This is a genomic window from Bartonella sp. AP280QHHD (assembly GCF_042196125.1).
Classification (GTDB): domain Bacteria; phylum Pseudomonadota; class Alphaproteobacteria; order Rhizobiales; family Rhizobiaceae; genus Bartonella.
This window is the reverse complement of the sequence record NZ_JBHIPQ010000018.1, coordinates 25,938-49,035: the sequence shown is the minus strand read 5'-3', so window position 1 is coordinate 49,035 and position 23,098 is coordinate 25,938. Positions and strand designations below refer to the sequence as shown.

Annotated in this window: 17 protein-coding genes; 6 read left to right on the top strand and 11 right to left on the bottom strand. The window is 34.7% G+C overall.

All coding sequences use genetic code 11. The features are described 5' to 3' along the window. Window positions 1–410: 410 nt before the first annotated feature. From ACFIMK_RS02650 to ACFIMK_RS02635, 4 genes are all read right to left on the bottom strand, one after another. On the bottom strand, window positions 411–1,793 hold the full coding sequence (locus tag ACFIMK_RS02650; RefSeq protein ID WP_375638231.1) for an amino acid permease: 1,383 nt from the start codon (window positions 1,791–1,793) through the stop codon (window positions 411–413). A 449-nt stretch (window positions 1,794–2,242) separates the two neighbouring features. Next, a complete protein-coding gene (locus tag ACFIMK_RS02645) occupies window positions 2,243–2,602 on the bottom strand; it encodes a hypothetical protein (RefSeq protein WP_375638232.1) in 360 nt (119 codons plus the stop codon). Window positions 2,603–3,007: 405 nt separating this feature from the next. Continuing rightward, the gene (gene hutH / locus ACFIMK_RS02640) at window positions 3,008–4,546 is read right to left on the bottom strand and encodes a histidine ammonia-lyase (RefSeq protein WP_375638233.1); all 1,539 of its coding nucleotides are present in this window, start codon (window positions 4,544–4,546) and stop codon (window positions 3,008–3,010) included. A 1,314-nt stretch (window positions 4,547–5,860) separates the two neighbouring features. Then, complete coding sequence (locus ACFIMK_RS02635) at window positions 5,861–6,637, bottom strand: class I SAM-dependent methyltransferase (RefSeq protein WP_375638234.1); 777 nt, start codon at window positions 6,635–6,637, stop codon at window positions 5,861–5,863. A 420-nt stretch (window positions 6,638–7,057) separates the two neighbouring features. Here ACFIMK_RS02635 and ACFIMK_RS02630 point away from each other — a divergent pair, with 420 nt between their 5' ends. From ACFIMK_RS02630 to parE, 4 genes are all read left to right on the top strand, one after another. Beyond that, window positions 7,058–7,684 carry a LemA family protein gene (locus ACFIMK_RS02630; RefSeq protein WP_375606689.1) on the top strand — a complete coding sequence of 209 codons (627 nt, stop codon included), beginning with the start codon at window positions 7,058–7,060 and terminating at the stop codon, window positions 7,682–7,684. Then, complete coding sequence (locus ACFIMK_RS02625; RefSeq protein WP_375683090.1) at window positions 7,684–8,535, top strand: TPM domain-containing protein; 852 nt, start codon at window positions 7,684–7,686, stop codon at window positions 8,533–8,535. Before ACFIMK_RS02630 ends, ACFIMK_RS02625 begins: the two co-directional genes overlap by 1 nt. A gap of 147 nt (window positions 8,536–8,682) precedes the next feature. Next, window positions 8,683–9,420: a lipoyl(octanoyl) transferase LipB gene (gene lipB, locus ACFIMK_RS02620; RefSeq protein WP_375613128.1), complete on the top strand. Its 738-nt coding sequence runs from the start codon at window positions 8,683–8,685 to the stop codon at window positions 9,418–9,420. Window positions 9,421–9,501: 81 nt separating this feature from the next. Next, window positions 9,502–11,568 carry a DNA topoisomerase IV subunit B gene (gene parE, locus ACFIMK_RS02615; RefSeq protein ID WP_375629023.1) on the top strand — a complete coding sequence of 689 codons (2,067 nt, stop codon included), beginning with the start codon at window positions 9,502–9,504 and terminating at the stop codon, window positions 11,566–11,568. 17 nt (window positions 11,569–11,585) lie between these two features. Here the strand turns inward: parE and recJ are convergent, their stop codons facing one another. Then, the gene (recJ, locus tag ACFIMK_RS02610) at window positions 11,586–13,370 is read right to left on the bottom strand and encodes a single-stranded-DNA-specific exonuclease RecJ (protein WP_375629022.1); all 1,785 of its coding nucleotides are present in this window, start codon (window positions 13,368–13,370) and stop codon (window positions 11,586–11,588) included. A gap of 296 nt (window positions 13,371–13,666) precedes the next feature. Here recJ and rplM point away from each other — a divergent pair, with 296 nt between their 5' ends. Together rplM and rpsI are read left to right on the top strand one after the other, a co-directional pair. After that, entirely contained in the window at window positions 13,667–14,131 is a 465-nt protein-coding gene (rplM, locus tag ACFIMK_RS02605; protein WP_015856544.1) for a 50S ribosomal protein L13, read from the top strand. Window positions 14,132–14,133: 2 nt separating this feature from the next. Continuing rightward, window positions 14,134–14,619, top strand: coding sequence for a 30S ribosomal protein S9 (gene rpsI, locus ACFIMK_RS02600; RefSeq protein WP_015856545.1), 486 nt, complete (start codon window positions 14,134–14,136; stop codon window positions 14,617–14,619). Between the two features lie 311 nt (window positions 14,620–14,930). Here rpsI and ACFIMK_RS02595 read toward each other — a convergent pair whose 3' ends face one another. From ACFIMK_RS02595 to ACFIMK_RS02570, 6 genes are all read right to left on the bottom strand, one after another. Beyond that, entirely contained in the window at window positions 14,931–15,296 is a 366-nt protein-coding gene (locus ACFIMK_RS02595) for a response regulator (protein WP_273724078.1), read from the bottom strand. Window positions 15,297–15,841: 545 nt separating this feature from the next. Beyond that, the gene (locus ACFIMK_RS02590) at window positions 15,842–16,201 is read right to left on the bottom strand and encodes a hypothetical protein (protein WP_375613153.1); all 360 of its coding nucleotides are present in this window, start codon (window positions 16,199–16,201) and stop codon (window positions 15,842–15,844) included. A gap of 2,409 nt (window positions 16,202–18,610) precedes the next feature. Beyond that, window positions 18,611–19,399, bottom strand: a complete 789-nt coding sequence (locus tag ACFIMK_RS02585; RefSeq protein ID WP_375693514.1) for an ABC-2 family transporter protein — start codon at window positions 19,397–19,399, stop codon at window positions 18,611–18,613. Next, window positions 19,383–20,207: an ABC-2 family transporter protein gene (locus ACFIMK_RS02580; RefSeq protein ID WP_375629019.1), complete on the bottom strand. Its 825-nt coding sequence runs from the start codon at window positions 20,205–20,207 to the stop codon at window positions 19,383–19,385. Before ACFIMK_RS02580 ends, ACFIMK_RS02585 begins: the two co-directional genes overlap by 17 nt. Continuing rightward, window positions 20,182–21,201 carry an ATP-binding cassette domain-containing protein gene (locus ACFIMK_RS02575; RefSeq protein WP_375638236.1) on the bottom strand — a complete coding sequence of 340 codons (1,020 nt, stop codon included), beginning with the start codon at window positions 21,199–21,201 and terminating at the stop codon, window positions 20,182–20,184. Before ACFIMK_RS02575 ends, ACFIMK_RS02580 begins: the two co-directional genes overlap by 26 nt. 795 nt (window positions 21,202–21,996) lie before the next feature. Further along, complete coding sequence (locus tag ACFIMK_RS02570; RefSeq protein WP_375632409.1) at window positions 21,997–22,980, bottom strand: RluA family pseudouridine synthase; 984 nt, start codon at window positions 22,978–22,980, stop codon at window positions 21,997–21,999. Window positions 22,981–23,098: the final 118 nt, after the last annotated feature.

The following is a 23,098-nucleotide window of genomic DNA, read 5'->3' as shown; positions in this document are numbered from 1 at the left end:
TATCTTCGCTTCTAAAAGCAATAGTAATTTTCTAAACAACAAAATTTAAACAACCAATTTTTTAAAGAGCTAAAAAACAATTCTTACAATAACTTCTTTCGTGAAACAGAACTTCATTAATACGTTTAGAAAAAGATATCTGCCTATAATCATGTATCTGGTAAAATCTATTTGCACTGTTAGGCATTTTAACCTGAAAGACTTATATTGATGGCACAGCTCACCATCAAAAAAACGCCTAATATTTATATGATTTTGTCGTTACCGTAAACAATGGTTCACAAAAACTTCCAAAGCAAAATAATAACGAGCAGATTTTTTCAATCTAGATTGTTCTAACCTTTAGAGAAAACAATCAAACACCTGTTCTCCTGATGACATCAGCTATTTGTTTTGAGTTTTTTCTCTATTCACATTTTATTCAGCTTCTTTTGCTTAAAATTATAAAGTTTAAGTGCATAGAAACAAATAACAAGCCAAGCAATCCAAATAACACCTATAATTAAAACTGGTCGTGTCTCATCAAAATACCATAAGAGAATAAAAATAAAAACCATAAATAAAATAGAAAAAATCGACCCTATTGGCCAAAATGGAATGGGAAATTTTAAACCATTCTGTGCTTCTTTAGGCATCTTAATTCGCATAGAAAATTGTGAAAGTAGAATCATCATCCAAACAAAAACTGTCGCAAATGTTGCCATTGCGGCAATAAGAAAAAAAAGCTTTTCATGATAAAAATAATTAAGGACAGCACCAAGAAGAAAGATACCGAAGATCATCAAAATAACAAAAACTGGTATACCATTTTTTGATAAATATTGAAACTTTTTTAAAGCATAACCTTCCTGCGATAAACCATGGATCATACGACAAGCACCATACATTCCACTATTCATTGCTGAAATAGCCGCTGTAACAACAACAATATTTAAAATATTTGCTGCATACGAAATCCCAAGATTTTCAAAAATGGATACAAAAGGGCTATCCATGAGACCAATCTCATTCCAAGGATAAAGAGACATTAAAATAGCTAACGTCATGACGTAAAAAAGCAAAATACGAACTGGAGTAGAATTAATTGCCTTTGAAATCGTTTGATGAGGGTTTTGAACTTCCATAACTGCCATGCCAATGATTTCTATGCCACCAAAAGCAAAAACAACAACACTAAAGCAAGCTAAAAAACCAAACCAACCATTGGGAAAAAGTCCACCATTTTTCCATAAATTATGAACAGTAACGGTAGAAAAATCTGCACCTTCACCCCACCCCCAAAAAATAATTGCTATTCCTAAAATAATCATCGCAATGATAGCGATAACTTTAATAGAAGAGAGCCAAAACTCTAGTTCACCATAGACTTCTACAGCAGCTAAATTAATGCCTGTGATGATTAATGTAATACTCAGTGCCCATACCCAAGGAGCAACATCAGGATACCAAAACCCCATATAAGTCGCAAAAGCTGTAATATCAGCCAAACCAACAAGAATCATCTCAAATACATATGTCCATCCCGTTAAAAAACCTGCTAATGGTGATATGTAATTTGCCGCATAACGAGCAAAAGAACCAGGCAATGGATTATGAAGTATCATCTCTCCTAGAGCCCGCATAACCATAAAAATAGCTAAACCAGCAATACAATAGGCAATCAAAACACTGGGACCCGCAAGCTTAATTGCCTGTGCAGACCCATAAAAAAGACCTGTTCCAATAGCAGAACCAAGAGCTAAAAAAATAACTTGGCGCTTACTCATACCCCGTTTCAGTTCATTTATTGCCATTTCTTTCCTTACTTTTTGAAATGCTGACAATCCACACCACGATAACAGCTCTATGATAAATAAAGCCTCATGTTTCTTTCACAAATATATTTCAAAAAACATCGAAGACCAGCCAGTCCAACACTTTGCTCTAAACAATGAAAAAATACTTTTATTGCGAATTATTCAGCTTTTATAGCCTACAATTTCGTATTATTTTATTCAAATAAAGTGATAATGAATTTTTTCACAATTGTCATTTAATTCATTTCGTATTCTATAGTTTTTTACAGAGAAAATTAACCTTAATGTAAGCTAAACTTTTAGGCTTCTATTTCGGTGCACTGAAATAGAAGCCTAAAAATTCATAACAAACACATTAACTACGCATAAAATTAATTTTTTGTTACTTTAAGCAAACTTTCTTTAAGCCCATAAAACAAACTTTTTATGCCAATTGAATAGCTCAATCAATGATAATACGAATCTCGCAAGTCTTCAAAAGCATGAGAAAATTTATCTACAACCCATCTTTTAAGGACTCCAGCTGCCTTAACGACAAGCTTTCCAATGAAAAAAAAATATACGATAAAAAGAGCATCTTTGATTGTTGGTCCGATGATAGCGTTCTCATTACCTCTGGGAATTTGCCCTGATATAGCAATAAAATCTTTGTTTTTCGCTGAAATAAGAGGCTCTTTCTCTTGGGCCACTATCATAATGAAAACTTCCTCTGGAAAGCTACCTCTCCTAAAATTTGCATGAATCTCAAGAATTTGAGAGAAAAAAAGAACTGTTATTGAAACACATAATTTAGCACTTTTAAACATTCCTTTCTCCTTTTTTATTTTAAATATCAAAAATAAACTATAAAATTCATAAAGTATTAACAAATAAGAATAATATAAAATAAAACTTTTATTTTTACTCGATACAATACATATATTATAATTTATATTTATATTTATAGAAATATAATATCACGAATATATAATTCGTGGATATTATTTAACTTATATTAAAATTTCTGATATAAATCAGAAAATATAGGTGCTTTAAGTTTATAGTTTCTATAAAATAACATAATATCTAGTTAACTACAAAAATCAGATATATACAGTAATAAATATATGATTTATTAAATAATTCAAATATTGTATCGCTCCTCTATATTTTCATATGAGAAAGTTTTAAAATTCAATATCCGCCCTTCAGCATTGACCTTAAAACAAATACTATTGAAAACTTAATGAAGGAAAAATTGTTTCTGGTAAAACAGATAATAAGTGCCCTTCACGCACAAGTATATGTGCTTGATGAAGATCTGGAGCCAGATAGCGATCTTCCTTAAGAGAAGCAACATTTTTTCGTAGACATTCCATAACAGATTGCAAAAAAGTACTTGTTTTTAAAGGTGCACGATATTCAATTCCTTGTGCTGCAACAAGCGTTTCAATACCAATAAGTGTAAAAAGATTTTCGCTCATTACCAATAACCGACGCGCTCCATGGCAAGCCATTGAAACATGATCTTCTTGATTGGCAGAAGTTGGGGTTGAATCAACGGAAGCAGGATGGGCCATTTGCTTATTTTCAGACATTAAAGCTGCCGCTGTTACTTCAGCAATCATAAAACCTGAATTAAGACCCGCATTATGTGCTAAAAAGGCTGGAAGTCCATAAGAAACTGCTGGATCAACCATAAGAGCAATACGCCGTTGAGAAATAGATCCTATTTCACATAAAGCAAGAGCAATCTGATCAGCAGCAAATGCTACAGGTTCAGCATGAAAATTCCCACCTGATACAACTTCACCATTCCTTAAAATCAATGGATTATCTGTAACAGCATTTGCTTCAATAATCAGTGTTTTTGCTGCTGCCAGCAAAATATCAAAACATGCCCCCATCACCTGTGGCTGGCAACGTATACAATAAGGATCTTGTACACGCTCATCCCCCTGTAAATGTGCTGCACGAATTTCTGAATCCTCTACAAGCTTTTCTAATGTTTTCGATACGGCAATCTGCCCATAATGTCCTCGTAAAATATGGATATCAGGATGAAATGGCGCCGTTGATCCCATGATAGCATCTGTCGTCAAAGCCCCTGCCAACAATCCACCACACAATGCCCGATAACCCCGAAAAAGACCAGCAAGTGCAAGGGCTGTTGATGTTTGAGTCCCATTAATAAGAGCTAGACCTTCCTTTGCCTCTAAAATAATAGGGGACAATCCCGCTTTCTCTAATGCAACCGCCCCACTCATACGAATATTTTGAAAAAATGCTTCCCCTTCTCCCATCATAACAGCCGCCATGTGAGCAAGTGGAGCTAAATCACCTGAAGCACCAACAGACCCTTTTTCAGGGATGACAGGAATAACGCCCTTTGCAAGCATATTTTCCAGCAAATTTATCAATTCTAGACGAACCCCTGAAGCCCCTCTTCCTAAAGAGATAAGCTTTAAGCTCATTATCAAACGCACAATATTTTCAGCTAAAGGCTCTCCTACCCCACAACAATGGGACAAAATAAGGTTTCTCTGTAAAACAGCGACATCGTCCGCATCAATTTTAATGGAAGCCAACTTCCCAAAACCAGTATTAATACCGTACACAGGCTCACTTCCAGCAGCAATTTCAGCAATGCGCTGAGCCCCTTTCTCGATAGCTAAATGCGTGTCATTATGAAGTTTACTCACTTCACCATTAAAATAAATAGCTGCAAGCTCACTAAGCGTCACCTCGCTCGGTTTCAGTATAATAGTCATAATCTACTTTCTTTTTTTTTATCAAAGTATAACGTTTAGCATTATTGATCCTTCTATAAAACAAAAAAAACTATAACGACTCTTTAAAGCGAGAATGCTTTCTTAAAGGTATTCCTTACAATGGAGTTATTATCCAAAAGTAGAATAGTTTACGATAAATGAAAATGAAATATTGACAAACACAACCAAGTCATGGATTTCAAAAATAGATAAAGCTTTAATTTATAATCATAATCTAGCATGCTTCATATTAAATGAGAGAGCTGAATATCTTAAAACTCTCTCATTCCACATCTGTGTATGTTGAATAAATCAAAACCATTCGCTTGCACGTCATAAGCGAGATTGGCGTATGGATAAAACTGTAAAAAAGGACTAAAAACTCCTCTTATGAACCGTGTCAAGGGCTGTCGCAACATTGGGAGATGAAAGTGTGGATGGTGCAGGCTTATTCTTTTATGAAGCGTAAAGATGAAAAAATCAATGGATTTATTATCAAGCTATTCTTACTAAACTTATAAAAACCTTAAATAGATAGCTGTCACAATCTATCATGATTGCAAAAATCAAACTCTATAGAAAATTAAAAAACTTATTTAACACATCACAACAGAGAAGAAATTGAGCTTATTTGCGACTTCTAAAATTGTATTTAAAGCGCCAGATTAAACCTTGAAAAACACATCTTCAATAAAACCACATAAGAATCGGCCTAACTCGTTATTTAAAATAAAAATAAAAGAAGTTTTCTTATATCAAAAAAAAATAATTAATATATTGTTTTATATTATATCTTTTAAACAGAGAAATGCTTCATATAGCATATTTATATTTTACTTTTTTGTTATATTGAATCTGAATTTAGAGATAATTTCAAAATGAGTTGTTTTTTAAAGGTGCTTCCAAGCCATTACCTTTTTTACTACAAATTTCTGATTATGATAATTTTTTGTACTTTTTCAGTTGTTTTTGTCAAAATTTATTAAAAACACTCTCATTTAATAACAAAAAACAATCATAAAAACAAAGAATTATCAAATATTTCTATTCAATCTACCTCTTCTTATTTTATAAAATAATCTGTTGTTAAACTGCAGTAAAAAAAGCGCTTCGATACTATAATGCACTGCATAAATTTTCTATTTAAACTCTCTCATATCAAGTGAACAATGAAAATCAGCGGTAATAAGATGTCAATGTGAATGCTGAAGAAAAAACCTTTCTCTCTCAAAGTCTGACTTAATAAGGCGTTAATTTTCTGAATACCGCCCACTCTGATGTGTTAAAAGAGCAAAAGCAATCATCGATATCGGATTATCCTGCATACATATAGAGCTCACTTTGATACAAAAGCTCCAAATTGCCTTGCACTTCATATTTCTTTATCAATGCGACCAATTGCCGCAAATATTCTTCCCCATAGCAAGCAATAGCGCGTTGCACTTGCGTTGAAGAGCGGCTCATTCCAATAAAAGCTTCAGATGGGATCATCATCGTCCAATTGTGCGTATGAAAAGAAATCTTTTCTGGATCTACCCCAAAGCCATCACTCATTTCCTGTAAAAAATCAAAATTACGATAATAACGGGAATAATTCGGACTCATTTTCTCTAACAATGTCTCATAAGCCTCTAGAAATTCGCTATGCTTGAAATCACGATTATTTTGAATAACCGCCATGACACCATTGACTCGAAGTTGATCTGAAACAGAACAAAGCAACTTGGGACGATCCATCCACTGAAACGCTTGCGCTGCAATGACAAGATCAACCTCGCCAATTTGAGGCAATAGGTCTTCGGCTCGGCCCTGATACCACCGCACGTTCGGAAATTTTCTTCGTCCCTGCTTAATCATATCTGCCGATACATCAATAGCATGATATTGGTGCTCGTTGCCTAAAAATTTAACAATCCCCTCTAATGCGATGCCTGTCCCAGCGCCTATATCCACGATGGACAAATTCTTTTTGTTCTTAAAAGGATGGAGCATGGTCTTAAATAAAGTAAGGGGATAGCGAGGACGATAGCGATTATAATCATCAGCCAATCCGTCAAATTTTTCACTTTGCTGTTGGACACTTTCTATCATAGAACTTTGTCTCTCCTTACAGTTGCTGATATACATAATTAAAAAGTCTTTTTATCCAATACGTTAAGCATAACTTCTAAAGGAGGAAAATAAGAACTGCCCTGACCTTCTATTTTTCTATAAAATTGATCCTTACATTTTTCTCTTTTCCAGTTATTATCTGCACATTTTGAAACCCAAAACTCCTACGAAAATAATATAATTTTCTGTAATAATAATTAATATGAATATTATTGATCTTTTATAAGATGACATCTATATTACTATTATTATTTTAATATCAACAAGTCACTTAAGCGTACCTAAAACGCAGAGAGATATCAATTTATTGATAAATACGCCTGTTTATAAATTTCAAAATACTTTCCACCAAGAAAAAAAACTCTATATAATACATAAAATATCTGTGGAGACATCTTTATGTTAAATGTACAAACTTCTTCAATGTTTAGAATATTAAAACGATTTTCAATTATTATTTTTTTGGTATGGTTAGTGCCATTTTTAAGTGGTTGCGGATTCAATGCGATACCAACAAATGAAGAAAAAGCACATGCAGCATGGAGTGAAGTGCTCAATCAATATCAACGTCGTACAGACCTCATCCCTAATCTTGTAGAAACAGTTAAAGCTTACGCAGCTCATGAACAAAGTGTTTTCACAAATGTAATTGAAGCACGTGCTAAAGCAACACAAGTCAACATTAATGCAGATATGTTGAATAATCCAGAAATTATGCAGCAATATCTCAAAAATCAAGCAAATTTATCAAGTGCACTTTCGCGACTTATGGCTGTTGTTGAAAACTATCCGGATCTTAAAGCAAACCAAAACTTTCTTGCTCTTCAATCACAATTAGAAGGAACAGAAAACCGTATTTCCGTTGCGCGCCGCGATTATATTGAAACAGTACGTGCCTACAATACTGCACTCAAAACAATGCCGACGATGATTTGGGCAAAATTATGGTTTCGTGATGCTAAACCTATGCCAACTTTTACGATCGATACTGATAGCCAACAAACACCAAAGGTTAATTTTAATTAATGAAATCATTTCGATACTCTTTGCAACGTATTGTATTTCCAAAATTATGGGCTTTTATCTGCTCTCTGTATTTAGTTGCTGCATTGGGAAGTATCGCTTGTTCGCAAATAAAATTTCCTCATTTAACAGGTTATGTTAATGATGTGGCTCATTTGCTCGATAATGCAACCAAGGAAGACTTGACAAAAAAACTGGCAGCACTCGAAGAGAAAACGGGAGATCAAATTGTTCTTATAACACTCCCTACTCTTTCGGGCAACGATATAGAAACGTACAGCAATTTTCTTTTTCGTACATGGGGATTAGGCCAAAAGAAGATCAATAATGGTGTATTACTGGTCATTGCACCGAATGAACGCACAGCACGTATCGAAGTTGGATATGGTTTGGAAGGAGAGCTAACAGATGCTCTTTCCTCTGTCATTATTAATAGCTTCATGATTCCTAATTTTCGCGAAGGAAATTATCAAAAAGGAATTGCTGAAGCAGTTGATGCAATTATCAAAGTTATTACAGAAAGTGATTCTGATTTTACTTTTCGCATCAAAGAAAAAGCTAAAATCGTTGAAGAACAACGTAAACAAGCTGAAAAAGAAGAAATGGTAATCAATGCAATTATGTTTCTCATTCTCTTTATAGTCGTTGGTTTGCCCATTCTTGCAATGATTTTTGGTAAAAAAGTGGGTCCACAAAAGTATCTCTGGCTGGGGATCATCTTCACACCTTGGTTTCTTAACTTAAGTGCCGGTGGCAGATATCCTGGTGGAAGATTCGGTGGTCCTCGAGGTGGAGGGGGATTTAGGGGTGGTGGTGGATCATCAGGTGGTGGTGGTGCAACAGGAAGATGGTAAAAGGAACGTGGATTTTTAAGCGTAGCAAATCTTCTTAAGATAAAATTTTATGAACGTATTCTCTTTTATTCAACAATTCTATACCTTACTCTGTAATCACTTTTATTGATTACAATACAAACTCAAACATCAAGATAAATATTACCCATGACATGTGAATTGAAACATACAGATCGTAATCACTTATCACATCATTTTAATGCAATTCTAGAAAATCCACCCGTCGAATGGAAAATAAGCGATCATCTAGTTGAGTATCCTGAAGCTCTGCGTTATATGCAAGAACGTGTAGAAAAAATTCTTGCAAAAACTGCGCATGAACAAGTTTGGCTTCTCGAACACCCTTCCCTTTATACAGCGGGAACGAGTGCAAATAAAAAAGATCTTTTGGCTCCTAATTTATTCCCTGTTTATGAAGCAGGACGTGGAGGTGAATTTACATATCACGGTCCAGGACAGCGTATTGCTTATATCATGCTTGATCTTAAACGCCGGAAACAAGACATTCGTGCTTTCATTAGTGCATTAGAAGAATGGATCATACAGATGCTTGCCAACTTTAATATTAAAGGCGAACGCAGAGAAGATCGCGTTGGTGTCTGGGTTAAACAGTCTCATTGCCCATCAAAACAAAATGATCTTTCTTCCGAAGATAAAATTGCAGCTATTGGCATTCGAGTGCGCAAATGGATAAGTTTTCATGGAGTTTCTATCAATGTTAATCCTAATTTAGCCCATTATTCAGGAATTGTTCCTTGTGGAATTACAAACCACGGTGTAACAAGCTTTCTTGATCTAGGTTGCCCTGTAGCAATGCATGATATTGATATTGCTCTCAAACACGCTTTTGAAAAAATTTTTGGTCCAACAATCGATGTTTCCTAAGTGCATTGATTTTTAAATAAAAAACAGGCATAAAATTATTTTAATAAATATTTGATTTTATGAGGTGGATAGTTAAACGCTATGAGCGATAACAAAAAGGATCTTTTTAGTGTTTTAAATAAAGCCCAATCTCGGGTAAATACAAAAGAAAACACTCTGCAGTCTCCAATGAAATCAAACGCGATGATTTCAAGAAAAAGTGCAAAAGATACGCAAGAAGATGACTATAATGCCCTCTCTATTCGAGTTCTTGAGGGTTTAGAGCCGGTACGTTTACGCCCTGGAATGTATATTGGTGGAACAGACAGTAAAGCGCTTCATCATTTATTTGCCGAAATTATTGATAACGCGATGGATGAAGCTGTTGCGGGTTATGCAGATTCTATTGAGGTCTCATTAGATAGGAATGGTTATATAACCGTTACAGATAATGGACGCGGTATTCCTGTTGAAAATCATCCTCAAATGCCTGAGAAATCGACTCTTGAAGTTATTATGACACAACTCCACTCAGGGGGAAAATTTGATGGAAAGGCTTATCAAACTGCAGGTGGACTTCATGGAGTAGGAATTTCTGTCGTCAATGCTCTTTCTGATGATATGGAAGTTGAAGTTGCACGAGAACGAAAACTTTACCGCCAACGTTTCTCACGTGGTATTCCTCAATCTGGATTAGAAGATCTGGGAGATGTTTATAATCGTCGTGGTACGCGCGTTCGTTTTCATCCTGATCATAAAATTTTTGGTGAAAAAGCAGCTTTTGATCCAGAAAAAATCTATAAGATGACATGCTCCAAAGCCTATCTTTTTGGTGGCGTAAAAATTCGCTGGTCTTGTGATCCCGTCATACTTGAAGGCGCAAAAAATATTCCTGAAAAAGCTGTTTTTCATTTTCCCGATGGGCTTAAAGACTATTTACTTTCGTCACTAAAAGATGAATATCGAGTAACGTCAGAAATTTTTTCTGGCAAAACACAACACAATAATGGCCATGGCTCCGTTGAGTGGGCTATCGCTTGGCATGGTGGTGATTCTTGTGTGCAATCTTACTGCAATACGATTCCTACAGGAGAAGGCGGAACACATGAAATAGGATTACGTCAAGCTCTTTTGCGTGGATTGAAATCCTACGCTGAGTTAATAGGAAACAAGCGCGCAACGATTATTACGTCTGACGATATTATGATTTCAACAGCCGCAATACTTTCAGTCTTTATCAGTAACCCTGAATTTGTTGGACAAACAAAAGATCGATTAGCAACCATTGAAGCACAGCGTATCGTTGAGAATGCAATCCGCGATCCTTTTGATCATTGGTTAGCAAATTCCCCACAAGAAGCAACAAAACTTCTCGATTGGGTTATTGAACGTGCTGAAGAACGTGTTAGACGACGCCAAGATAGAGAAATAAGTCGAAAAACTGCTGTCCGTAAATTACGTCTGCCCGGTAAACTTGCAGATTGTAGCCAGAACCATGCTTTGGGTGCTGAACTATTCATTGTTGAAGGGGATTCTGCAGGAGGATCTGCTAAACAAGCAAGAAATAGAGCAAACCAAGCAATTTTACCTCTTCGTGGTAAAATCTTAAATGTCGCCAGTGCTGCACATGAAAAAATGAACTCAAGCCAAACAATTAGCGATCTGATCCTTGCTCTTGGATGTGGAACACGCTCCAAGTATCGTGAAAAAGATCTCAGATATGAACGTATTATCATCATGACAGATGCTGATGTTGATGGTGCTCATATTGCGTCACTGCTCATTACCTTCTTCTTTCAAGAAATGCCTGACCTTATTCATCAGGGACATTTATATCTTGCCGTCCCTCCCCTTTATAGAATATCGCAAGGAGGAAAAGTTGCTTATGCTCGTGACGACATTCATAAGGATGAATTGCTCAAAACTGAATTTACTGGAAAAGCTAAAATCGAAATCGGGCGTTTTAAAGGGCTGGGTGAAATGCGCGCAGAACAACTTAAAGAAACGACTATGCATCCTCAAAAACGTACATTGCTTCGTGTTTCTATTGATGCCGTGGAAATGCAAGAAACGAAAAAGACTGTAGAAAGTCTCATGGGAACAAAACCAGAAGCACGATTTCGTTTCATACAAGAAAACTCTACTTTTGCTTCTAATCTAGACATCTAATATAAAAAATATCCCTTTCAAACCACTGCAGCTGCGTCAATCACGCGCAGTTGCGGATTGATCGTTCCATTCCAATAATTCAAACTAAGATGACCAGCTAAATGAATCATTTCACCAATATTTTCAAAAAGAAAATCACCTAGCGATGTCCCTACAGCACGAAAAGCTATTCCTTGTAGTTTTTTTCCTTCAACATTAGATACAATGAGGCGAAGATGTCCTTTACCAACTTCAGATAGATTCACCAGTCGATGAGAGGGAAGAACAAAAACAGGTGTTGCATTCCCTGCCCCAAATGGCCCTGCTTTTTCAAGCAATTCAAACAGCGCTTCATTAACACCAGAAGCAGAAAGAGAACCATCTATACTAAGAGATTTTTTTGCACGCAACTGTGAAACCATTAAAGAAACTTTTTCTTCTAGCCATTTTCGAAAAATTTCAATTTTTGTTGATTGAATTGTAATTCCTGCTGCCATACTATGCCCCCCTCCTTTTTCTAATAAATTGAGTGTAACAGCTTCACGAACGATTGCTCCTAAATCTATACCATTAATTGAGCGTCCCGACCCTACGCCATTTCCATCTTCTTTCAAAGCAATAGCAAAAACAGGACAAAAAAAACGCTCTTTGAGGCGGGAAGCAAGAATACCAATAATCCCCGGATGCCATTCTTTATGAGAAATGACAAGTGACAATGGTGTTTCTTGACCTTGATAAAGAGAAGCAATATAGGATTCCGCTTGTGCTAATTGAATATTCTCCATTTCTTGGCGTTCTTGATTAAGCCGATCTAATTGTTCTGCTATTCTGTCCGCTTCATCTTTATTCTCACAGCTAAGCAAACGTGCTCCCAAAGCTTGATCACCAATGCGCCCTCCTGCATTAATTCTAGGACCTAATAAAAAACCTAAATGAAAACTATTAAGCGGCTCCCCTATTCGTGCAACCTTTGTTAAAGCTGTTATTCCTAGATTATGCATAGAACGAGCAACTTGAAGCCCTTTTAACACAAAAGCACGGTTAACCCCCTGTAATGGAACGACATCACATATGGTTGCCAATGCAACAAGATCAAGCATACTTAAAAGATCAGGCAGCGGTCCTTGGAATTGTTTTTTCCGCAGCAAATGATGAACCCAAGCTAACGTAACAAAAACAACGCCAGCTGCACATAAATGCCCCTGTTTAGAAAAATCATCAGGACGATTAGGATTGACAAGAGCAACAGCTTCTTGATGAATCTCTGACATTTGATGATGATCTAAAATCACAACATCAGCACCAGCAAGCCTCGCTGCTTTTACGGCATCAGGACTGTTTGCGCCACAATCAACAGTGATAATTAACCGAGCGCCTTCTTGCACAAGCATCCTCATTGCTTGTTCATTCGGACCATAGCCTTCAACAATACGATCAGGAATATAAATTTTGACTTCAATACCAAAATAACGAAAAAAACGTGCTATGAGTGCCGATGAACAAGCACCATCAACATCATAATCACCAAACACAGCAACCTGTTCTTGATTGAGAAGAGCCTTAACAATGCGCTCTGCAGCGCATTGCATATCCCTAAAACTTTCTGGATCAGGCATAAGCGTACGCAATGTTGGATTAATAAAAGCAACAGCCTCAGCTTCATCCACATCTCTTGCTGAAAGTACTCGAGCTAACTGATCTGGAAAGCCAAATTTTTGAGAAATAGCGCGCGCGTTATTTATCCCTTGAACATCAAGGGCATCTAACCAAGCTTGACCACAAGCAGAAGATTCAACATTGAGAAAATAACGAGACCACTGCATTATTTCTTATTTTATAATGAAGAACGATAAAATACAATCATGCGTTAAAGATAAAATAGTCTTTTGCAACATTCATTTTAAATTTAAATGGTCTACAAACTTCTTTTAATGGGGTATTATAATACCTTTCTTGTAACATGTTGTTTTATAAAGTTTTTATTTTCTCTTGACGTCAATCAAAAGACATTATATCAGAGCAAGTAGTATGCGTTAAATATTTCGCTATGGTAACAATTTTCAACGCAAAACAGTAAAAATTCCCTTATATTAAAAGGGTTCTAATAAAGGATACTTCTATGGCAACTTTTTCACAAAAGCCAACTGAAGTGGTGAAAAAATGGGTTATTATTGACGCAGAAAACCTTGTTTTGGGTCGTCTTGCCACATTTGTTGCTAACCGCTTACGTGGCAAACATAAAGCTACATTTACTCCACATGTTGATGATGGTGACAACGTTATTGTCATTAATGCAGATAAAATAGCTCTCACTGGCAAAAAATATACGGATAAAAAATATTATTGGCATACCGGCTATATTGGTGGAATCAAACAACGTACAGCACGTCAACTTCTTGAGGGGCGTTTTCCCGAACGCGTTATTGAAAAAGCAGTAGAGCGCATGATTCCTCGAGGGCCTCTTGGTCGCCGTCAATTGAAGAATCTACGTGTTTACGCTGGAAGCCAACATCCACATGAAGCACAACAGCCTGAATCTCTTGACGTTGGTGCTTTAAACCGCAAAAACAAAAGGATTGCTTGATTATGGCTGAAATTAATTCTCTTTCTGAGCTTAGCATAGTAACAAGTATTACAGAAACACATGAAAATGTTGTTCCTGTTCACGTGCAGAAGCTTGATTCACAAGGACGTGCTTACGCAACAGGAAAGCGTAAAGACGCTGTTGCGCGTGTATGGATTAAACCAGGTTCTGGAAAAATCACGATCAACAATAAGGAATTTGACAAATATTTTGCTCGTCCTGTTCTTAGAATGATTCTTCGTCAACCAATTGTTGCAACAAATAGGGATACCCAGTTTGATATTATTGCAACCGTTGCAGGCGGTGGTCTTTCTGGACAAGCCGGTGCAGTGCGCCATGGCATTTCCAAAGCTTTAACCTATTACGAACCAGAACTTCGCTCAATCTTGAAAAAAGGTGGGTTTCTTACCCGTGATAGTCGTGTTGTTGAACGTAAAAAATACGGTAAAGCAAAAGCACGTCGTTCTTTCCAATTCTCAAAGCGTTAATTTCAATTTTTGCAATGCATAAAGCCTCGGACAAAAACGGGGCTTTTTAAAACTGCTAAAACAGACTTTTAGATGAATGTAGGAACAAATCTATACCGATTAGAAAAAACAAGAATGCAAAACAACCTCTTCTCTTAAGATAAAAGGCAAGAAAAATAGACCGAAAAAATTCAAAACTTCAGTTTCAATTTTTTAAATCTGTTTTACTAACTTGTAATATATCGACGTGCTAAAGCACAAAAATCTTTACGCGACAACTTTAGCAATCTTATAAGCTTTTCAATATTTTTTCTATCATCACTTAACAAGCTTTAGTCCAAGAAATGCTTTACCATTGTAATAAAATGAGGAACAGAAATAGGCTTTGACATATATTCTTCACATCCACTGGCACGAATTCGCTCCTCATCGCCTTTCATAGCAAAAGCTGTTACAGCAACAACGGGGATTGATCGAAGTTCTTCATCTTCTTTTAATTGTTTAATAACATCTATTCCAGAGACCTCTGGCAACTGGATATCCACAAGAATAAGAGATGGCATTGATGAACGCGCCAAATCTAATGCCATAAGACCATTACGTGTTTCAACGGTTTCATAACCACTCGCTTCTACAAGATCGCGAAATAACTTCATATTAAGCTCATTATCTTCCACGATCATGACTTTTTTTGACATTCGTATAACTCCACCCTTCTCAGATAAAATAGAGAAATAGAAATGAATCCACATTCTCTTTGCTTAAGATAAAATGATAAAATGAATTGTAAACCACAAAGAGATTAAAAGAGTCCAATAAAAGCATTTTTGCAAATATTTGTAAGACGCATCGCTATACTTATTCAGTTCATCAACATAAAACCCACAAATAGTCGTAAGATTGTGTGACCTTGTATTTTTTGAGTTGATATACAAAGTTTATGGATATCTCAATTAATGCATTCGCGTTTTCATCATAAAAAAAATATCAACCACAAACTTAGCTCAAATGCGCATTTTGAAGAGAAAAAAATTTAAGTAAATTTAAAAAGCAACTGATTAGCTGAATTTAATGCACCATATACAGGCATCCACAAAACAATATCTTAATGATATAAAAGGATAAACTTATCAAGGTCATTAAGATTAAAAAAAATAAATAAACCGTGATTAAATATCACGGTTTATTTAATATAAAACATTCAATAACAGCATAATTCAAAGTTTATCAAGGATAATATCTTTTAATTCAAAGCCCATGAACTATGAGCAAAAGCATCGAATGTTCTTCCACCTGTCTCTCTGTTAGGACTCGGTGGCTTTCTAGTAAAGAAATATACAAGATATGCGATGAGACCAAAAATCGCTGTCTCCAACCCCATTAAACCCGCAACTTTTTGGACATTTTTCTCAGCCCCTTGTCCTCCAAACTGGCTAATAATCATATCAACAGCTTTAATAACTCTATTTTCCTGTGTCATTACAGAAATAAAACCAGCATTTTGAAATCTGCCATTTAAAGAATCAGCATTGGCTCTTAAAATCTGTGAAAAGAAAATCGCTACTGCAACAAAACATACTATACAATGCTTGAATATTTTCATCATAACCACCTAATTACAATATTTAGTAAAATAAATTTTCTTTACCGCCCCCTCTAAATAGAAAACATTCCGTTATCTATCGATAAAGTATATTTATCTTCTGATAATAAAAATATAATACAAAATTTAATTAATAATTTTATTTTAATTGTTATTTTAATATTATATTACACTTACAATATATCCGTTACATGTTTATTTAATAATTGTCAATTATTTTATTTGTACTTTACATTATGTAGTTTAATGATAAAAATATATTAAAATAAAATTATTTTATTGTTTTTATTATGAATTTAGCTTTATTATCATAAATATTATTATGATTTTATAATATATAAAAATATCAATATGTTGTTTTTTAGTTACACATAATATTTTTATTTTTTTGTATAATATAGTAAAATAAATATTTTTATAAAATAATTTTTCCTTAGGATAGATTGAGAAAAAATATTTGCCCCAGCTACAATTAGCGTAAGCACCAGCTTAACTCTTTGATTGAAAAAGCTAAATTAGGTAAGATAAGGGATAACTTTGGTGAATGCGCCAAATCTAATGCCATAAGCTATTACACATTTCAACGATTTCACAGCCATGCGTTTCTACAAGAACGTGGAATAATTTTAATAAAGTTCATTGTCTTCCACAATTATAACTTTCTAACATTAATATAATTCCACGACTCTAAGATAAAATAGAGAAATAAAAATGAATACACCTTCTTTCTAACCAAGATAAAATGATTAAAAATATGAATCATAAAAATTTAATAATGTCCAATAAAAGCATTTTAGCAAATATTTGTAAGACGCATCGCTATACTTATTCAGTTTATCAAAATGATAATCTAGAATAGCCGTAAAATGATGTGATCGTATATTTTTTGAGTTAATACGAAAAATTTATGGATATTCAAATCAGCTCATGCCCCTTTTCATCTTAGAAAAGATATCAATCACGAAAATTAACATAGATATATATTTTGGAAAAAAATTTAAATAACGTTGATATGGATAGATTATTTGCTAGCAAACAATCTTCTCTATTAAATCAGAGTGTTCACTACTGTGATATTGTAATCTCAATCACGACAACACTTCAATAACAGACTAAAATATAGATTCACTATAAGCTTAAAATAAAAATTTTGGAATTGATCATACATACAATGAATGAACCGTAAAATACAAAAGTAATCATAACACTAGAAAATGAAAAAGCTTATCACTCTTGTTCACTATTCCTTCCTCTCTCATTTTTTCTGTGTTATTTTTAAAGTCTTGTAAAAGATATGAATTACATGCAAAAAAAATTAGCCCTTTGTAATCTCTACGCCATCAATCACATTAGTTTTATTAATGATAAGCAATAACATTTGTATAGCTCTAAGCTTAGAGAGCAAAACCAGATTAAAGTATCATTTTTATTTATTGTAAAGAGGATGTAAAACTCCATTTTTCTCTTATCATTGTTAAGAAAAATTTAAAAATGAGCTTATTAATATTAAAAAAATAGAAAATAATTTTTTAAAAAATAATATCTTATTTAATTACTTTTTAAAATAATATAAATATATTATGTTTATATTGTATATATTTAATTAAATAATAATATTTATAATAACACTAAAATAGTACATAATAATTATCTTTATATCAAATAAAATCATAACATAAAATAAGAAATTTACAATAAAATTAAGTATAATTCCCTTAATTAACCATTACAACAAAGAAATATATTTAATTATGTTATTGAACTCAGTTGCGTTGCCATCGTTTTTTCCCGCTTTGCTTAGTGGATCCTTTTATTTCCAAGCAATTATTAACTGAATTTTGACTGCTCAGCATGCTGAAAAATCTCTATGTGATTGTTGTCTTGATAATTGCTATCATGTTGTTTGGCGAAGCTCTTAGCTTTCTATCGGGCAACTTAAAAGCTTTATTCTGTCAATTTTCTTATTGTTTAAGCAAAAACTCATCCACGTAATAATATATTGAATGTACCAACAAAATCCGCACGAATAACCACATTTTGCACATATAAAAATTACCCATCTTTGACAGTTTTTTAGCACTATAAACGCAACAAAAGTAAATTTTGCTCGGAGGAGAAAGCACTACTAATATTGTACACCATCTTACAATTGGCTTGTGTCATCAAGCAGCCATCCAAACTCAAACTAAAACTGATCTAAAACCAAGAAATTTAACTCTATGATTTCTGTTGTAAATTCTTTGCTCATAGCTATAGAAATACAACCGATTTTATGCATGAATATGTCTAATAAAAATCCTCATGTGTAAATTTTACATACCCTATACCGCCAGCATAAATAACGATATTTTACAGTACGATAGAATTTTCACTCAATTTTTTATTTTTATAATCATGCTGACTTTCATCTCATCCCCCTAATCCATTAAATTTACGCATTGTTTTCTTATAACTTATGAAAGTCATGACCATGGAAAGAAAAGCGCTCAACAGAAGATATCCAATATTCCATTCGCCTTTACCAAGCAACAATGACACAGGCAAGGAAGCAGAAAAAGCCATAGGAAGCATAAACAAAAGCCATTTTACGATGCTTAAAGGATAAATTCCTATTGGTACAAATGAAAGCTCGTAAATCATTTCATGAAAATATTCGACAGGCATCTTACGGCTAATAATAAATGTTACAAAATTAAACATCATGAAAAAACAAATATTGACGATAAAAACACAAAATATTGCAACAACAAAAGAGATCCATCTTAGCTTAAGACCGGATATATTCGGTAATGATACAAATAAATAGGCACTAACATAAAGAACAAAGAGCTTGATCAGATTAAGAGGTTTACACCAACCAAATAACATCAACAACCAGATTGAAACGGGCTTTATCAAGTATGGTTCAATTTTACCATCCGCTACTTTTTCAAAAAACGTTTCAATAGAATTAGTAAAAATATTCAAAAATATTCCAAGTAAAACAAAGACAACAAAGATAAAATGGATTTCATCTCTGCTATAGTTACCGATCTTTCCTGAAAAAGAAGATATTCTATCAATAAATATGAATTGAATAAAATAATAGCATAGAGAAAGAATAAACTCCCCAGCCAAATTCTTACCATAAACAATCTGTCGGCGGATATTCAGACTGATAAAATGAAGGATGATTTTCATCTCAACCACCTGCTCCATTATATGCTTTCATCCCTTTATTCCAAGCGATATAAATTAAGAATAAAAAACACAAAATATAAGTAAAACTTCCGAAAATAAACTGCTGAAACAACGCTAAATTTTGCGTCGCGAAAAACTCGGCAGGAGCGGATATCATGAAACGATAAGGATTAAATTGCATAAGCGGAATAAGCCACACCGGCCAAAAAGATGGTGGTAAAAGAACACCCCCAAGAAGCGCTGAACTAAGAATACTAAAAGAGAGTAATATATTGTACTCAATCACCCAAAAGCTTAATAAAGCAATTCCAAAAGAGATTAAGAAACAAAGCAATTGTGATAGAATAACAACCAGAAAAAAGAACAGAAAAGCGATGACCAATCCCAGAATATTTTCATAGGATAAAACAAGCTTAACAATAAAAAGAGCCAATAATGGGATGCTATATAATACACTCTCCCCTAAAAAAGTAAAAAGCATTTGTGTCATATAACTAAAGGGCTTTGTAAGATATACTTCTAATTGGCCTTCTTTAACATGATGAGAGAAAAACTTAATCACATTATAACCATTATTTAAGCGACCTAGGACTAAAGCAAAAGCATAATAATACATCATATCATAAAAGCTAAAGCCATTTATGGTGTTGCCCGTATCAGAGAAAAGTGCATTCCATAATAGAAGTTGAATAACAAATGGCGAAAGTGTCCCAATGATAATATCGGTAAAAAACATTGCTCTATCACTTAGAACAGTGAGTAATCCATTCTTGGCAAAAAGAAACATACCAAAGCAGTGGTTAGATAAATTCTTTAAATTTAACACGGAGCATCTCTTCAAGCGAGGGAGTGGATACAGAGAACGTACAGTTCAATTTGGTTGTAATTTCGCGTACAAAACGCGCAAAATCCTCACGGGGCAGCGAAACCTCCAGCGAGCATTCTTCAGCGTTAAAGTGCTTATCTTTTAAAGAAGTAGATAATTTCAACGCAATCTCATCAATTTTTTCTACAACAGCTGAAGGTACAGCCATGTGTTCACAAAAAAACGTTATTCTCACCAAAGAAGGAATGACATTTTTAAGCGCGTGAAGATTACCATGAAACTGTTTCTTTCCTTTATGCAAGAGAATAATATCATCAACGTATCCATCAATATCTCCCATATCATGACTTGTGATGATATACCCAGTGCCACGCTCCCTTTTCAGTTTTTTAAGAAGCTCCCTGATTTCATGCTTAGATGTAAGATCAAGACCAATACTTGGCTCATCGAGAAACAACAGTTTAGGTCTAAAGGAGAGATTAAATGCCAATTCACTTTTCACTCTCTCACCCAGACTAAGCATCCGCACTGGCTTATCCATAATATGCTCAAGACCCAGTAACTCAGCGATCTCTTTAAGATCACGGGTAAAAGAGGCGCGTTCAAGACCATATAATGGTTGAACCATATCCAGACTGTAGCGTAAGGGCAAATCCCACCATAAACAATTCTTATGACCAAAGACCACACCCAAAGACTTGAACAGATTTTTCTTCGCTTTATAAGGATCAACACCAAGGACTTTAACACATCCCTCATCAGCGTATTGTATACCAGAAAGTATTTTAATCAGTGTCGATTTACCCGCTCCGTTAGGGCCAAGAATTGCTAACGATTGCCCTGAAAAGAGGGTGAAACTCATATCTTTTAACACATGATGATTTGTATAAACCGGCTTGAGGAGAGAAAATATCTTGTTTTTAAAACCAATTCCTCTGTCAATGTTGCGATATATTTTTGAGACGTTATTAACGTCAATCAATAATGATCCCATCAGTCACTCCTCATTTCAATTTATCCCCCCTTTGAATGTTCCCATAATAAATATCTGTTTTTGTTCACTAGAAAAAACAAAAGTGTTCAAGCCCTCCCTAGAGCAATAAAACGCGCCTGACGTTTTATCTCCAATTTTTTGTCTAGATATTTTTTCAATGTGATGAGTTCACTTCAATGAAGCATTAAGATACTAAAAACTTATTTCTTCTTTTATGAAAGATAATCTTTTGGATAAACTAAGCAAGTAGAAAAATAATTGGTCATTGAAAGGAGAGCTTTGCTAAGAAGGCTTCATTGTGTAAGCAAAGATACAAAGCATAAATCTATACTATAAGCATATCAAACCACATTGATAACAAAACAAAAATCCTTGACAACAGGAATTTTTTGAGAGGCTACTTTCCCTCAGCATTACTATAAAATGCCTCCATTATTCCCCATGAAAAAACTAAAATTGCTTTCACTATTTTAGTAAATATCTTTCAGATTTTATCTAACTCATCTCCCTCAACAGACACGCCTCCCCAATATATGACCTCTGTAGATAATTCAAAGGAGCAGCTTCATAAACTCAGATTATTAAACGATACATCATATCCAAAATAACAATACAATCAATATGGATAAAGAGCTGTAGAAAGAAAGCCATGATATTCGAAAATTTCATCACTCAAAAACACAATTTTCTCATAGCTATTGACTTATCAAAAACTTTCTTCAAATGATGCCCTATTCATCTTATCAAATTTATAGATAAAATTTGTATCAATCAAAAAGAACAAATGAAGTTTGTTTAGTCGGTTTCAGCATCACTCTCATTAAAAGATAAAAGATTAAAACTTTGGACCATATGAGGTGGTAAAGGTGCAACAATGTCCAATATTCCTCCTGAAGGATGCGGAATACGAATACGACGTGCATGAAGATGAAGACGATTTTGAATTCCTCCTGGTAATGTCCAATTACTATCAGAAAAAAAATACTTTGTATCGCCAATGATAGGATGATCCATATGGGCTGCATGCACACGAAGCTGATGTGTTCTCCCTGTATAGGGTTCCATTTCAAGCCACGAAAGAGCCCGCCCTCGCGTATCTAAAACGCGATAGTAAGAAACCGCATGATGTGAATCTGGCTCCCCATGTTCACAAACACGCATTTTGTCACCTTGTGCAGTCATTTCCTTAACCATCCACGTTGAAATTTTGTCCTGCTTTTTTTTAGGCACGCCCCGAACCAACGCCCAATAAGTCTTTTTTGTTTCTCGCGCTCTAAAAGCAGCAGTTAAGGACTGAGCAGCTCCCCTTGATCGCGCAACAATAAGCACACCCGACGTCTCACGATCAAGACGATGAACCAAACGCGGCTTTTCACCTTTTTTATTGCGCCATACCTCAAGCATACTATCCATATGACGTGTTAAACCAGAGCCTCCTTGTACAGCCAACCCAGCTGGTTTATTAAAAACAAATACCTTTGGATCTTCATAAAGCAGCATTTTTTTCAAAACGGTCCCATCATCCTGCCCACGAAGTGTTTTATCCGTTATTGAAAGACTCTCCTTGTCATTAATAGGGAGAGGTGGAATACGAACAGCTTGCCCTATACAAAGACGCGTATCGGCTTTAACACGTCCACTATCAACCCGTATCTGACCAGAACGCAACAATTTTTGCAAAGCTCCAAAACCAAGTCCTGGATAATGCACTTTAAACCAGCGATCTAAGCGCATTCCATTTTCATCTGCCTCAACTTTTTTTATTTCTATGCCTGCCATGAAAATTCCCTTACCTGATAATTTTATTGATCTATTTTTGCGCCTTTATAAACACAAAAATTCATATTTTAGTTGGTTTTATCACACCATATTACAGTTAGTATCCAAAATTTCCTTT

What these genes read in the sequence shown, in the direction of transcription:
- ACFIMK_RS02650 (WP_375638231.1), bottom strand. Translation starts at nt 1,793, where the DNA reads ATGGCAATAAATGAACTGAAACGGGGTATGAGTAAGCGCCAAGTTATT.
- ACFIMK_RS02645 (WP_375638232.1), bottom strand. Translation starts at nt 2,602, where the DNA reads ATGTTTAAAAGTGCTAAATTATGTGTTTCAATAACAGTTCTTTTTTTC.
- hutH (WP_375638233.1), bottom strand. Translation starts at nt 4,546, where the DNA reads ATGACTATTATACTGAAACCGAGCGAGGTGACGCTTAGTGAGCTTGCA.
- ACFIMK_RS02635 (WP_375638234.1), bottom strand. Translation starts at nt 6,637, where the DNA reads ATGATAGAAAGTGTCCAACAGCAAAGTGAAAAATTTGACGGATTGGCT.
- ACFIMK_RS02630 (WP_375606689.1), top strand. Translation starts at nt 7,058, where the DNA reads ATGTTAAATGTACAAACTTCTTCAATGTTTAGAATATTAAAACGATTT.
- ACFIMK_RS02625 (WP_375683090.1), top strand. Translation starts at nt 7,684, where the DNA reads ATGAAATCATTTCGATACTCTTTGCAACGTATTGTATTTCCAAAATTA.
- lipB (WP_375613128.1), top strand. Translation starts at nt 8,683, where the DNA reads ATGACATGTGAATTGAAACATACAGATCGTAATCACTTATCACATCAT.
- parE (WP_375629023.1), top strand. Translation starts at nt 9,502, where the DNA reads ATGAGCGATAACAAAAAGGATCTTTTTAGTGTTTTAAATAAAGCCCAA.
- recJ (WP_375629022.1), bottom strand. Translation starts at nt 13,370, where the DNA reads ATGCAGTGGTCTCGTTATTTTCTCAATGTTGAATCTTCTGCTTGTGGT.
- rplM (WP_015856544.1), top strand. Translation starts at nt 13,667, where the DNA reads ATGGCAACTTTTTCACAAAAGCCAACTGAAGTGGTGAAAAAATGGGTT.
- rpsI (WP_015856545.1), top strand. Translation starts at nt 14,134, where the DNA reads ATGGCTGAAATTAATTCTCTTTCTGAGCTTAGCATAGTAACAAGTATT.
- ACFIMK_RS02595 (WP_273724078.1), bottom strand. Translation starts at nt 15,296, where the DNA reads ATGTCAAAAAAAGTCATGATCGTGGAAGATAATGAGCTTAATATGAAG.
- ACFIMK_RS02590 (WP_375613153.1), bottom strand. Translation starts at nt 16,201, where the DNA reads ATGAAAATATTCAAGCATTGTATAGTATGTTTTGTTGCAGTAGCGATT.
- ACFIMK_RS02585 (WP_375693514.1), bottom strand. Translation starts at nt 19,399, where the DNA reads ATGGAGCAGGTGGTTGAGATGAAAATCATCCTTCATTTTATCAGTCTG.
- ACFIMK_RS02575 (WP_375638236.1), bottom strand. Translation starts at nt 21,201, where the DNA reads ATGGGATCATTATTGATTGACGTTAATAACGTCTCAAAAATATATCGC.
- ACFIMK_RS02570 (WP_375632409.1), bottom strand. Translation starts at nt 22,980, where the DNA reads ATGGCAGGCATAGAAATAAAAAAAGTTGAGGCAGATGAAAATGGAATG.